A 13,160-nucleotide genomic window follows, 5' to 3' on the forward strand; every position below is an offset into this window, starting at 1 on the left:
ACCGGACCGGCGTAGGACGGGCCGTAGACGAGGGCCCGTGCGCCGGAGTCGGCGCCGGCACCCCCCGTGCCCCTTGGGGGCGCCACCCTCCGGGGGCGCGTCAACTGCCCTGCACCGCCTCGTCCGTGGCCCCCGCGATGAACCCGCGGGCGAAGATCGTGAAGACCACGGAGATCGTCAAAACTCTTCATTTCTGTGAGCGGAATCGTGCGCCGCTCGGTGGGATTGGTCAATACCCGAGCAGAAACAAACATGGTGATGATTGGAGATGACGAGTAATGTGCACCGCGTGCTGGCAGAACGACGACACCAACTCATCCTGCGGGCCCTGCGCGCCGGGGGGCCCGCGGCCGTGACCGACCTCTCCGGGCAGCTGGGGGTGAGTCCCGCCACCATCAGGCGTGACCTGGTCAAACTGGAAGAAGACGGACTGCTCACCCGTGTGCACGGCGGCGCCGTCGTGGAGGAGGGCGACCAGCCCTTCGCCGAGGTCGCCGAGGTGCGCGTCAACGAGAAGGACGCCATAGCCGCACGCGCCGCCGCGATGATCAAGGACGGCGAGTCGGTGCTGCTGGACATCGGTACGACGGCCTACCGGCTCGCCCGGCAACTGCACGGACGCCGGCTCACCGTGATCACCAGCAACCTGGTGGTCTACGAGGAACTCGCCGACGACGAGGGCATCGAGCTGGTCCTGCTCGGCGGCATGGTCCGCCGCGAGTACCGCTCCCTGGTCGGCTTCCTCACCGAGGACAACCTGCGCCAGCTGCACGCCGACTGGCTCTTCCTCGGCACCAGCGGGGTGCGGCCCGGCGGGCAGGTCATGGACACGACGGTCGTGGAGGTGCCGGTCAAGCGGGCCATGATCAAGGCCGGCGGGAAGGTGGTGCTGCTCGCCGACGCGGCGAAGTTCCCGGGGAACGGCATGGCGAAGGTCTGCGGCCCCGAGGAGCTGGACGCGGTGGTGACCAACGAGCCGGTCGACGCGGCGACGCGGGCCTCCTTCGAGGAGGCGGGCGTCGAGGTCGTCGTCGTGGGAAAGGTCCAAGCGTGAACCCATTGTCTGCCGGGGCGGGCGCACTCCCGGCCCGGGCGGCCCCGCCCTGCGGTGAACGGCGAGGTCGCACACCCTCGACACCGGCCGGGCCGGAACCGGCCCGGGGTCCTGAAGCGAGTTCAAGCAGGTGGCGCGTGCCCGGTTCACACGATGTGCCGCGCACAGCCTGCCGAATCGGAGGAACGCGGTGAAGCTGACGATTCTGGGCGGCGGAGGATTCCGCGTGCCGCTGGTGTACGGAGCGCTCCTCCAGGACCACGCCGAGGGCCGGGTGACCCGTGTCGTCCTGCACGACCTGGACGCCGGACGGCTGTCGGCGGTGACACGCGTCCTCGCCGAGCAGGCGGCCGGCGTCCCCGACGCGCCCCAGGTGAGCGCCACCACCGACCTCGACGAGGCCCTGCGCGGCGCCGACTTCGTGTTCTCCGCGATCCGCGTCGGCGGCCTGGAGGGACGCGCGAACGACGAACGCGTGGCCCTGGCCGAGGGCGTGCTGGGTCAGGAGACGGTCGGCGCGGGCGGCATCGCCTACGGCCTGCGCACGGTCCCGGTCGCCGTCGATATCGCGCAGCGGGTGGCCCGGCTCGCGCCCGACGCCTGGGTCATCAACTTCACCAACCCCGCCGGACTGGTCACCGAGGCCATGTCCCGCCACCTCGGCGACCGCGTCATCGGCATCTGCGACTCCCCGGTCGGCCTCGGCCGCCGCATCGCCCGGGTGCTCGGCGTGAAGAACCCCGGCGAGGCGTGGATCGACTACGTCGGCCTCAACCACCTCGGCTGGGTGCGCGGCCTGCGCGTCGCCGGACGGGACGAACTGCCGCGGCTGCTCGCCGACCCCGGCCTGCTCGGCTCGTTCGAGGAGGGCAAGCTCTTCGGCGCCGACTGGCTGCGCTCCCTCGGCGCGATCCCCAACGAATACCTGCACTACTACTACTTCAACCGCGAGGCCGTACGGGCCTACCAGCAGGCCGAGCGGACCCGCGGCGCCTTCCTGCACGCCCAGCAGGCCCGCTTCTACGCCGAGATGAAGAACCCCCACGCCCGCGCCCTCACGGTCTGGGACCGCACCCGCGCCGAGCGCGAGGCCACGTACATGGCCGAGAACCGCGAGACCGCCGGCGCCGGCGAACGCGACGAGGACGACCTGTCGGGCGGCTACGAGAAGGTGGCCCTCGCCCTGATGCGGGCCATCGCCCGGGACGAGCGCACCACCCTGATCCTCAACGTCCGCAACCGGCGCACGCTGTCGGTCCTGGACACCGAGGCCGTCATCGAGGTCCCCTGCCTCGTCGACGCCAACGGCGCCCACCCCGTCACCGTCGACCCGCTGCCGGACCACGCCACCGGACTGGTCTGCGCGGTCAAGGCGGTCGAGCGAGAGGTGCTGGCCGCCGCCGGCTCCGGCTCCCGCGCGACGGCCGTGAAGGCCTTCGCCCTGCATCCGCTCGTGGACTCCGTCAACGTGGCCCGCAGGCTGGTCGAGGGCTACACCGAGGTCCATCCCGGGTTGACGTACCTTAGGTGAACGCTACTCGGTAAGCGCTTTCCTCCACCGCTTCCCGTCTGCTCGCTCTTCCCGCTTCCTGGAGACAGCCCATGCATGACGAAAGCCGCCGCATCGAGGAGCGCGTGCAGCGCCTTCACGACCAGCGCATCAAGACCGCCGTCTACGCGGCCACCGTCCCCTTCGAGGTCGAGGCCTGGCAGGCCCCCGGGGAGCCGGTCCCGTTCCAGGAGGCCGCCGCCGCGTCCTACGAGCCGTTCACGATGGGCACCCCGTGGGGCCCGCCCTGGGGCACCACCTGGTTCCGCATGCGCGGACGGGTCCCCGAGGAATGGGCGGGCCGCCGCGTCGAGGCGGTCATCGACCTCGGCTTCGTCGGCGACTGGCCCGGCAACCAGGCCGAGGCCCTCGTCCACCTCACGGACGGCACCCCGCTGAAGGCCGTCAACCCGCTCAACCAGTACGTGGCGGTCGCCAACCCCGCCCGCGGCGGCGAGACGGTCGACTACCTGGTCGAGGCCGCCTCCAACCCGGACATCCTCGCGGACGACTTCTCGAGGCCCACGCCCCTCGGCGACAAGCTCACCGCGGGCGACAAGCCCCTCTACACCTTCCGCAGCGCCGACATCGCGATCCTCGACGAGGAGGTCTGGCACCTCGACCTCGACGTGCAGGTGCTGCGCGAGCTGATGCTGGAGCTCGGCGAGCACGACCCGCGCCGGCACGAGATCGCCCACGCCCTCGACCGCGCGATGGACCTGCTCGACCTGGACGACGTCTCCGGCTCGGCCGCCGCCGTCCGCGAGGCGCTGAAGCCGGCGCTGTCCAAGCCCGCGCACGCCAGCGCGCACACGATCTCCGGCGTCGGCCACGCCCACATCGACTCCGCCTGGCTCTGGCCCATCCGCGAGACCAAGCGCAAGACGTCCCGCACCTTCTCGAACGTCACCTCGCTCGCCGACGAGTACGACGACTTCATCTTCGCCTGCTCCCAGGCCCAGCAGTACGAATGGGTCCGCGACAACTACCCCAAGGTCTGGGCCCGCATCCAGGAGTCGGTCAAGAACGGCCAGTGGGCGCCGGTCGGTGGCATGTGGGTCGAGTCCGACGGCAACCTGCCCGGCGGCGAGGCCGTCGCCCGCCAGTTCATCCACGGCAAGCGGTTCTTCATGGACCACTTCGGCATCGAGACCAAGGGCGTCTGGCTGCCGGACTCCTTCGGCTACAACGCGGCCTACCCGCAGATCGCCAAGCTCGCCGGCAACGAATGGTTCCTCACCCAGAAGATCTCCTGGAACCAGACCAACAAGTTCCCCCACCACACCTTCTGGTGGGAGGGCATCGACGGCACCCGCATCTTCACCCACTTCCCGCCGGTCGACACCTACAACGCCCGCTTCAGCGGCGCGGAGATGTCCCGCGCGGTCCGCAACTACCAGGAGAAGGGTGGCGCCTCCCGCTCCCTGGCCCCCTTCGGCTGGGGCGACGGCGGCGGCGGCCCCACCCGCGAGATCATGGAACGGGCCCGCCGGCTGGCCGACCTGGAGGGCTCCGCGAAGGTCGTCGTCGAACACCCCGACGAGTTCTTCGACAAGGCCCGCGAGGAGTACCCGGACGCGCCCGTGTGGGTCGGCGAGCTCTATCTGGAGCTGCACCGCGCCACCTACACCTCCCAGGCCCGCACCAAGCAGGGCAACCGCCGCTCCGAGCACCTCCTGCGCGAGGCCGAACTCTGGGCGACCACGGCCGCGCTGCACGCGCCGGGCTACACCTACCCGTACGAGAAGCTGGACCGGCTGTGGAAGACGGTGCTGCTGCACCAGTTCCACGACATCCTGCCCGGCTCCTCCATCGCCTGGGTGCACCGCGAGGCCGAGGCCGAATACGCCCGGGTCGCACGGGAGCTGCACGCGCTGACCGCCGAGGCGGTCGCCGCCCTGGGCGCCGGCGACACCCGCGTCTTCAACACCAGCCCCTACGACCGTGCCGAGGTGGTCCGCACCGCCGACGGCACACCGGTGTACGTGGAAGTGCCCGCGAGCGGCTCCGCGCCCCTGGCCGCCACCGCGCCCCCGCGGCCGGTGACGGTGGACGGCCGGGTCCTCGACAACGGACTGGTCCGCGTGGAGGTCGCCGAGGACGGCACCCTGTCCTCCGTCCGCGACCTGCGCGCAGGCCGCGAGGTGCTCGCCGAGCCGGGCAACCTGCTCCGCCTCCACACCGACCTGCCCAACTACTGGGACGCCTGGGACATCGACAAGCACTACAAGAACCGCTACACGGACCTCCTGGACGCCTCGTCCGTCACGGTCGTCGAGCAGGACCCGCTGATCGGCGCCATCCGCGTCGAGCGGTCCTTCGGCAAGGGCTCCACGATCACCCAGACCATCACCGTCCGCGCCGGCAGCCCCCGCATCGACATCGAGACGGACATCGACTGGCACGAGACGGAGAAGATCCTCAAGGCGGCCTTCCCGGTCGACATCCGCGCCCCGCACTCCTCCGCCGAGATCCAGTTCGGCCACATCCAGCGCCCCACCCACACCAACACCAGCTGGGAGTCGGCCCGCTTCGAGGTCTCCGGCCACCGCTGGGTGCACCTCGCCGAGCCCGGCTACGGCGTCGCCGTCATCAACGACTCCACCTACGGCCACGACGTCTCCCGCACCGTCCGCGAGGACGGCGGCACCACGACCACCGTCCGCCTCAGCCTGGTCCGCGCCCCGCGCATCCCGGACCCCGAGGCCGACCAGGGCCGCCACCGCTTCACCTACGCGCTGCTGCCCGGCGCGAGCGTCGAGGACGCCGTCGCCGAGGGCTACTCCCTCAACCTCCCGCTCCGGGTGGCCGACGCGGCCGGCGCCCCCGAACCGGTCGTCACCGCCGAGGGCCAGGGCATCACCGTGGAGGCGGTCAAGCTCGCCGACGACGCCTCCGGCGATGTCGTCGTACGGCTCTACGAGTCCCGCGGCGGCCGGGCCACCGGCACCCTGCGCACCGGATTCCCGCTCGCCGGCGCCCGGATCACCGACCTGCTGGAACGCCCCCTGGAGGACGCGGAGATCACCGACGGCGCCGTCGCCGTCGCGCTGCGGCCCTTCCAGATCCTCACCCTGCGCCTGCGAAGGGCCTGACCGCATGGCCGTACAGCCGTGGTTCGAGGACGCCAAGCTCGGCGTCTTCGTCCATTGGGGCATCTACGCCGTCGACAGTGTCGAGGAGTCCTGGTCGTTCTACGACGTGGGTCGCCCGGCTTCCTGGGGCGCCGACCGTCCCGTGGGACCCGCGAGGCGATCGCCTCGCGGGTCCGAGGCCTCAGAGGGGCAGCGCCTGGGCCGCCGGCCCGACGGAGCCGGCGGTCTCCGGCGACGGGGGCGCCGGTACCGCCGGCAGCGGGTCCGTCGTCTCCGGCCGCTGCTGGGGCAGCGACACCGGCCGCAGCGGGCGCGGCCCCGACACCACCGTGTAGTCCTGGCCCAGGAACGGCGGCACCACCTCTCCCGGGTCCTCGCCGAGGGCCAGCTGCACGGCGGCCCAGGGGGCGTTGACACCGCACAGCGACAGCTGGTGCAGCCCGCCGGCCGGGCGGGTGTTGACGTCCATGAGGACGGGCCGGTCGCCGAACATCCGGAACTGGATGTTGGACAGGTAGTGCAGACCGAAGCCCTCCGCGATCCTTCGGGCCGGGTCCAGCCACTGCTCGTGCAGCGTGAAGCCCCGGCGGCGGCCGTTCTTGGTGCGGCCCACCGCCAGCCGGACCCGGTTGTCCGGGCCGGTCAGACAGTCCACCGACACCTCGGGCTGCTCCAGACGCGGCATCACCAGCCAGTCGACCGGCTCCTCGGCCTGCCGCAGCGCCTCCAGCACCAGGTCGAGCGGCACGTACGGGCTGGGGAACCCGCTCAGCTGCATCAGCGAGAAGGGCGTACGCGTGATCACCCGGAAGCCCACTCCGCCGGCCCCGGACGCCGGCTTGAAGCACGCCTTGTGCCCCTCGGACTCCAACTCCTCGACAGCCGCGACGAGTTCGTCCTCCGAGCGGACCCGGTACCACGGCGGAACCGGCACGCCGATCGCCTGGACCGCCTCGTAGGCGATCACCTTGTCCTGGAAGACGGCCACGGCCTCGGGCGGCGGCGCCAGCACCGCGGTGCCGGCCGCCTCGAACTCGGCGCGGTGCGCCACGATCGCCGACTGGTGCAGCCGGGGCACGAACACGTCGATGCCGCGCCGCGCGCACTGGTCCAGCGCGAACTCGACGTACCCGGCAGGGGACAGGTTCTCGGGCTCCAGCTCGGCGGTGTCGGCGGCGGCCAGCACCGGCGAGTCGGCGTCGCCGTGGGTGGCGTGGATCTCGACGGCCCGGTCGCTGGGATTTCTCCGCAGCTGATCCATGAAGAACACGTTCTCCGCGTACGTGCGGTTGAGCCAGACGCGTACGCGAGAGACCATGCAGGCCGCCTTTCACGGTTCGCGGGCAGGGCTGAGCAGCCCGTGCCCGGGCAGGAGAAGGGAGGGACACCAAACCGCCCCTGTGAAAGGGATTTCCGAGCGGTGGTGTTGGGCCAGATCATACGGCTTCGGCGAGCCCTGTCGTGCAACGCGCGTGTGAAGGAATTCTCCGCCCACCGCCCCCGGACCGCTCTTGCTCCCCGTCGCGCCGATGTGATCTCTTGGTGACGTCCGGGCGCGCGCGGAGGGGGCGAGAGGGTGACGTCGACGGCCGGTGGCGCCGCACAACTGCTGGCCATCAGCGATCTGCACATCGGCTACCCGGAGAACCGCGCCCTGGTCGAGGGCATGCGGCCCGGGACGGACGACGACTGGCTGCTCGTCGCCGGTGATGTCGCGGAGACCGTGGCGGACATCCGCTGGGCCCTCAAGACGCTCGCGGGCCGCTTCCGCAAGGTCGTCCGGGTGCCCGGAAACCACGAGCTGTGGACCCACCCGGGCGACGCCGTCACCCTGCGCGGCGTCGACCGCTACACGTACCTCGTCGAACTGTGCCGCGAACTCGGCGTGACGACACCCGAGGACCCCTACCCCGTCTGGGACGGCCCCGGCGGCCCGGTGGCCGTCGCCCCGCTGTTCCTGCTGTACGACTACTCGTTCCTGCCGGCCGGCTGCACCACCAAGGAGCAGGGCCTGGAATACGCGCAGGGCACCGGGATCGTGTGCACCGACGAGTACCTGCTGCACCCCGACCCGTACCCGAGCCGGGAGGCCTGGTGCCGGGCCCGGGTCGCCGAGACCGAGCGCAGACTCGCCGGACTCCCCGGCGACCTGCCGGTGATCCCCGTCAACCACTACCCGCTGCACCGGCATCCGATGGACGTGCTGTGGCACCCCGAGTTCGCCATGTGGTGCGGCACGGACCTGACCGACGACTGGCACCGCAGATTCCGTGTGCACACCATGGTCTACGGCCATCTGCACATCCCCCGCACCACCTTCCACGAGGGCGTGCCCTTCGAGGAGGTGTCGGTGGGCTATCCGCGCGAGTGGAGCAAGCGGGCCCGGCCGCCGGGACGGCTGCGGCGCATCCTGCCGGGGGAGGGCGACAAGCGGTGATCGAGGAACTGCTGCCGGACGCCGTGGTCGCCGTGGAGGCCTACGGCCACGAGGACGCGGGCACCTCGCTGTACCCCGAGGAGGCGGCGCTCGTGGCCCGGGCGGTCGCCAAGCGGCGCAGGGAGTTCGCCGCCGTGCGCTCCTGCGCCCGCAGGGCCATGGAGAAGCTGGGTGTGCCGCCGCAGCCGATCCTGCCCGGGGAGCGCGGCGCCCCCCGCTGGCCGGCCGGTCTGGCCGGCAGCATGACCCACTGCGACGGCTACTGCGCCGCGGCCCTGGTCCGCGCCGGCGACCTGGCCTCTCTCGGCATCGACGCCGAGGTCCACGAGCCGCTGCCCGAAGACGTCCTGCCGTCCGTGGCCCTGCCGGCCGAGGCGGACCGGCTGCGCGGGCTCGCGGCCGAACGCCCCGGCATCCACTGGGACCGGCTGCTGTTCAGCGCGAAGGAGTCCGTCTACAAGGCGTGGTTCCCCCTCACCGGGAAGTGGCTGGACTTCATGGAGGCCGACATCGAACTCACCGCCGACGGCACCTTCCGCGCGGCGCTGCTCGTCCCCGGCCCCCGGGTGGGCGGCCGCCGCCTCAGCCACTTCGACGGCCGTTGGACGGTGGGGCGGGGCCTGATCGCGACGGCGATCGCGCTGCCGCACGGCTGACCCCGCCACGCAATCCGGCCGGGGTCTGCCGCACAGCTACCCTGCCCCGCCAACCCTGCCAGGGAGCCCCGGGTCAGGGGCCGGGCTCCGGGCACCAGTTCTCCAGAAGGCGGAAGAAGGCCTCCTCGTTGCCGCTCAGCCCCGCGCGCTCCAGGGCCTGCTCCGCCTCGGCGAGCACCGCGGGCGGGACGAGCGGCGGGCTGCCCTCCAGGTCGAACGCGGCGCGGACGGTGTGCAGCAGCCGCAGATAGGCCTGGACGGCGGTGCGTTCACGATCGGTCAGAACGGCGGTGGGCATCGGTCGGCTCTCCCCGTGTCGGCGTCGTCGGTCCCGCGCCCTCGCGGCGCGCACGCCCCGCACAGCGGTGGCGCCCCTCCAGCTTGCCGCCCACCACTGACAATCCGGTCCCGCCGCCCCCTGGTTCGCCCGCTCGGCGGAGGCGGACCGCACCACGTTGCCGTGGCGGCGGCCCGTCAGCCCTGCGGTCCGCGGTACCCCAGCGACGCCTCGATCCGCCCCGCCAGGTGATCCCGCTGCACCGGCCCCCGCGACGACGAACGCGCGAGCCACGCCCGGCATTTGCTGGCGAGCAGCAGGCCGAAGCTCTCGGCCTCCATCTCGTCGTCGAGGTCGAAGCGGGTGCGCGCGGCGACCTTCAGCACCGTCGCCTCGAGGTCGGCGCCGTCGTGGAGCAGCCGGGCCGCCACGGCCGCGCCCTGGACGTGGTGGGAGCAGTGCCCGGCCTTCATGTGCCACAGCTCGTGGCCCAGGATCACCAACTGGTGGTCGGGAGCGGTGCGTTCCTCGATCACGACGAGGTCCTGGTCGGCCATGTCGAGCCAGAGCCCGCTGGCGGTCCCGGGCGGGAACGCGGCCGTACGGAAGAGGACGCGGCGGCCGCGTCGTCTGCTCATGCCGTCGCACAGGGCGGCGTACAACTCCTCCGGCCGGGCCGGCGCGGGGAGGGTCAGCTCCGCGACCAGCTCGCCGCACAGACGGCGCATTTCCTTACCGATGCCCACAGTTCTCCCCACGGTCACGACTCGGGCCGCTTGACGCTCTCCAGGAGCATGTCCAGCCACTCCGCGACCTTGTCGCGGTGCTGGTCGGTGGGCAGTTGCGCGGCCCGCCAGGCGATGCCGCGCACGCCGTGGTCCTGCAGCAGCCGCTCCAGCGGGTCGTCCGCCACCGCGGCCGCCTCCCGCTCGCGGTCGGCGAGCTTCTGCAGCAGCTCCTGCTCGGTGTGCTGGAGGGCGCTCAGGAGCGCCTCGGGGTCCTCGGCCGTCAGGAAGCCGGCGTGCACCCGGAAGAACCTCTGGAGGGCGTCGCAGTGCTCCATGGTCGGCCGCCGGTCGCCGTTGATGAGGGCGCCGGCCTGCTGGCGCGACATGCCCGCGCCGTCGGCGATCTCCTGCTGGGTGTACTTGCGGCCGTTGGGCTTGAGCCGGGTCCGGCGCAACAGGTCCAGGCGCTGGAGGAACCGGGCCTGCACATCGGGCTCGCCGGCCGGCCGGCCACAGAGCAGGGCCTTGACCACGGGTTCGGGGACCCCGGAGGCGACGGACAGCCGGCCGATGTCGAAGACCTCGGCGTGCGGCACGCCGAGCCGGTCGGCGAGCGCGCCGACACGGGAGACGACGGCCGTCAGCACGGCCGTCGGCGTGGCGCCCGGACCCTCGACGAAGCCACCCGTCACCGACAGATCTCCTACGTATCTCACAGGCTTCTCACAAGTGGATGCCGTGACCTACCCCGGCGTGAACTTCCCGGAGCGTAGCCCGTGCTTCGAACTCACATCCAGGTCTCGCCACAACTGTGGCCAATTTCAGCCGTCAACAGGCACGGAATGCCACGATAGTTGACACGCCTCAGCCCGGGGCAGCAGGATCGGGGCGCCGCGTCAAGGCCGCACAGGCAAGAGGGGTGACCTCCCGATGGCATATCAGGCAGGAGGGCAGCGGCCGGCACCGCGGCCCGTCCCCGAGACTCCCGGGACCCAGGCCTACCTGGAGGACTACGCCGGGCTTCTGGAGGGAGTCTCCTTTCCCTCCCTCGTCGTCGACCACTGCTGGGACGTGGTGCTGACCAACAGCGCCTTCCGGTCACTTTTCCGCGAGGTCGGCCCGCACCCGACGGCGATGCCGGGCGACAACTTCCTCCGGTTCGTGCTGTTCCACCCCGACGCTCCCGGCGTGCTCGGCGACCACGAGGCGAGCTGGTGCCTGCCGATGCTCGCCCACTTCGCCCGGACCGTGGAGGGCCACGGCCCCGACCACGGCCTGCAGGCCATCCGCCGCGACATCGCCCAGGACCCGATCATGGAGGCCGCCTACCGGCACGGCCTGCCGCACTGGATCCGGGCGGTCGGCGAGGACGCCGTCGAGCAGGACGGTGCCGTACGGCCGCTGCTGCACCCCGATCCGCGCCGGGGCGCCACCGAGTGCCGGATCGTCGTCGAGACGTCCAGGACGCTCGAGGAACTGGGCTGCGCCCGGGTCACGTTCGTCCTGCGCGAGGCCCGCCGCTCCGCGTTCCGGGAGCGCCGCCCGCGCCGCACGGCGACCGGGTCCCACCTGAGGGTCGTCCCCGCGGCCGACTGACCGCTCCCGCGCGTTCGCTCCCTCTCGGCCGCTCCCACGCGTTCACCCGCCCCTGTCCGCGCCCTTCCCAGGCTCTGTGGTGTGTGACATGGTACTGGCGTGAGCGAGTCGCTGACCTGCGATGTCGTGGTGGTCGGAGCCGGCGTGGTCGGCGCCGCCATCGCCCTGTACGCCGCTCGCGCCGGCCTGGACACCGTCGTGGTGGACCGGGGCCCGGTGGCCGGCGGTACGACCGGGGCGGGGGAGGGGAACCTCCTCGTCTCCGACAAGGAACCCGGACCGGAGCTCGAACTGGCCCTGCTGTCCGCCCGGCTCTGGGCCGGACTGGCCCGGGAGGGGCTGGGCGAAGCCGTCGAGTACGAGGCCAAGGGCGGTGTCGTCGTCGCCGGCACGGACCGGGCCCTGACCGCGCTGGAGAAGCTCGCCGCCGAGCAGCGCGCGGCCGGGGTCGAGGCCGTCCCGGTGCCGCCCGACCGCCTCACCGACCTGGAACCCTGTCTGGCCCCGGGCCTCGCGGGCGGTATGCACTACCCGCAGGACGCGCAGGTGATGCCCGCTCTCGCGGCGGCCCATCTGCTGCGCGCCTCGGGGGCCCGGGTGCGCACCGGCCGGGAGGTGACCGGGGTGTTGCGCGGCCCGGGCGGCGCGGTGTGCGGCGTGCGCACCGACCGGGGCGATCTGCACGCGCCCGCGGTCGTCAACGCGGCCGGCACCTGGGGCGGCGAGGTCGCGGCCCGTGCCGGAGTCCCGCTGCCGGTACGGCCCCGGCGGGGTTTCGTGCTGGTCACCGAACCGCTGCCGCCCCGCATCCGGCACAAGGTGTACGCCGCCGACTACGTGGCCGACGTCGCCAGCGACTCGGCGGCGCTGCAGACCTCCCCGGTGGTCGAGGGCACCCCCGCCGGGCCGGTCCTCATCGGCGCCAGCCGCGAACGGGTCGGCTTCGACCGGTCCCTGTCGCTCCCGGCGCTGCGCGCGCTGGCGGCCGGCGCGACCGCCCTCTTCCCGTTCCTCGCCGGGGTCCGGGCCATGCGGACGTACGCCGGCTTCCGGCCGTATCTGCCGGACCACCTGCCCGCGATCGGCCCCGACCCGCGGGTGCCCGGGCTCTTCCACGCCTGCGGGCACGAGGGCGCGGGCATCGGACTCGCCACCGGCACCGGGCATCTGATCGCCCAGGCGCTGACCGGGCGGACGCCCGACCTCGACCTCGGCCCGTTCCGGCCCGACCGCTTCACCGAGGAGGGCGAGTGAACCCACTGGAGCCGGCGGGGGCCGGGCCCGGCCCCGCCTTCACGGTCACGTTCGACGGGCGGCCGGTGGCGGCGCTGCCCGGGCAGACGGTCGCCGCCGTGCTGTGGTCGGCCGGGGTGACGTCGTGGCGTTCCACCCGGGGCCAGGGCCGTCCCCGGGGGGTGTTCTGCGGGATCGGCGTCTGCTTCGACTGCCTGGTCACCGTCAACGGCCGCCCCAACCAACGGGCCTGCCTGATACCGGTCCGGCCCGGGGACGAGATCGGCACGCAGGAGGGAACGGGGCACGGGGAGAGGGGCCTGCGGGGCGCCCCGGGGCGTGGGGACATGGGCGCTGAGGGGGACACGGGCCGCGGGGAGAGGGTCCGGCAGGGCGGCACGGGCCACCACGGGGATACGTGCACGCCGGGGGACTCGGGCCACGAGGAGATGGGCCCGAAGGGCGGCACAGGCCGCGAGGAAATGCGCACGCAGGGCGGCACGAACCCTGGAGAGATCGGCACGCAGGGCGGCAC

11 protein-coding genes and 2 pseudogenes are annotated in these 13,160 nt (G+C 72.7%); 9 read left to right on the top strand and 4 right to left on the bottom strand.

Going from position 1 to position 13,160, the window contains the following annotated elements; genetic code table 11:
- Window positions 1-289 precede the first annotated feature (289 nt).
- The 4 genes and pseudogenes from IGS69_RS29645 to IGS69_RS35255 form a co-directional block, all read left to right on the top strand.
- On the top strand, window positions 290-1,054 hold the full coding sequence (locus tag IGS69_RS29645; RefSeq protein WP_190904699.1) for a DeoR/GlpR family DNA-binding transcription regulator: 765 nt from the start codon (window positions 290-292) through the stop codon (window positions 1,052-1,054).
- Between the two features lie 190 nt (window positions 1,055-1,244).
- Window positions 1,245-2,585, top strand: coding sequence for a 6-phospho-beta-glucosidase (locus tag IGS69_RS29650; protein WP_190903532.1), 1,341 nt, complete (start codon window positions 1,245-1,247; stop codon window positions 2,583-2,585).
- A 71-nt stretch (window positions 2,586-2,656) separates the two neighbouring features.
- Window positions 2,657-5,698 carry an alpha-mannosidase gene (locus IGS69_RS29655; protein ID WP_190903533.1) on the top strand — a complete coding sequence of 1,014 codons (3,042 nt, stop codon included), beginning with the start codon at window positions 2,657-2,659 and terminating at the stop codon, window positions 5,696-5,698.
- A 4-nt stretch (window positions 5,699-5,702) separates the two neighbouring features.
- A pseudogene (locus IGS69_RS35255) lies at window positions 5,703-5,795 on the top strand (alpha-L-fucosidase); the annotation flags it as partial.
- Between the two features lie 84 nt (window positions 5,796-5,879).
- Here IGS69_RS35255 and IGS69_RS29665 read toward each other — a convergent pair.
- Complete coding sequence (locus tag IGS69_RS29665) at window positions 5,880-7,016, bottom strand: ATP-grasp domain-containing protein (protein ID WP_190903534.1); 1,137 nt, start codon at window positions 7,014-7,016, stop codon at window positions 5,880-5,882.
- Between the two features lie 258 nt (window positions 7,017-7,274).
- Here IGS69_RS29665 and IGS69_RS29670 point away from each other — a divergent pair, with 258 nt between their 5' ends.
- Window positions 7,275-8,135: a metallophosphoesterase family protein gene (locus IGS69_RS29670; protein ID WP_190903535.1), complete on the top strand. Its 861-nt coding sequence runs from the start codon at window positions 7,275-7,277 to the stop codon at window positions 8,133-8,135.
- On the top strand, window positions 8,132-8,791 hold the full coding sequence (locus IGS69_RS29675) for a 4'-phosphopantetheinyl transferase family protein (RefSeq protein ID WP_190903536.1): 660 nt from the start codon (window positions 8,132-8,134) through the stop codon (window positions 8,789-8,791). The genes IGS69_RS29670 and IGS69_RS29675 overlap by 4 nt, the downstream gene beginning before the upstream one ends.
- Before the next feature lie 73 nt (window positions 8,792-8,864).
- Here IGS69_RS29675 and IGS69_RS29680 read toward each other — a convergent pair whose 3' ends face one another.
- The 3 genes from IGS69_RS29680 to IGS69_RS29690 all read right to left on the bottom strand — a co-directional run bounded on the left by IGS69_RS29680 (window position 8,865) and on the right by IGS69_RS29690 (window position 10,488).
- A complete protein-coding gene (locus IGS69_RS29680) occupies window positions 8,865-9,089 on the bottom strand; it encodes a hypothetical protein (protein ID WP_190903537.1) in 225 nt (74 codons plus the stop codon).
- Window positions 9,090-9,265: 176 nt separating this feature from the next.
- Window positions 9,266-9,796: a toxin-antitoxin system, toxin component gene (locus IGS69_RS29685; RefSeq protein ID WP_190904700.1), complete on the bottom strand. Its 531-nt coding sequence runs from the start codon at window positions 9,794-9,796 to the stop codon at window positions 9,266-9,268.
- Window positions 9,797-9,828: 32 nt separating this feature from the next.
- On the bottom strand, window positions 9,829-10,488 hold the full coding sequence (locus IGS69_RS29690) for a helix-turn-helix domain-containing protein (RefSeq protein WP_190903538.1): 660 nt from the start codon (window positions 10,486-10,488) through the stop codon (window positions 9,829-9,831).
- A gap of 238 nt (window positions 10,489-10,726) precedes the next feature.
- Here IGS69_RS29690 and IGS69_RS29695 point away from each other — a divergent pair, with 238 nt between their 5' ends.
- The 3 genes and pseudogenes from IGS69_RS29695 to IGS69_RS29705 form a co-directional block, all read left to right on the top strand.
- Window positions 10,727-11,392, top strand: coding sequence for an MmyB family transcriptional regulator (locus tag IGS69_RS29695; RefSeq protein WP_190903539.1), 666 nt, complete (start codon window positions 10,727-10,729; stop codon window positions 11,390-11,392).
- A 99-nt stretch (window positions 11,393-11,491) separates the two neighbouring features.
- A complete protein-coding gene (locus IGS69_RS29700) occupies window positions 11,492-12,646 on the top strand; it encodes an NAD(P)/FAD-dependent oxidoreductase (RefSeq protein ID WP_190903540.1) in 1,155 nt (384 codons plus the stop codon).
- Window positions 12,643-12,939: pseudogene (locus IGS69_RS29705) on the top strand ((2Fe-2S)-binding protein); the annotation flags it as partial. The gene IGS69_RS29700 and the pseudogene IGS69_RS29705, both read left to right, overlap by 4 nt.
- Between the last annotated feature and the right edge of the window lie 221 nt (window positions 12,940-13,160).

It is taken from the genome of Streptomyces tuirus (assembly GCF_014701095.1).
Classification (GTDB): domain Bacteria; phylum Actinomycetota; class Actinomycetes; order Streptomycetales; family Streptomycetaceae; genus Streptomyces; species Streptomyces tuirus.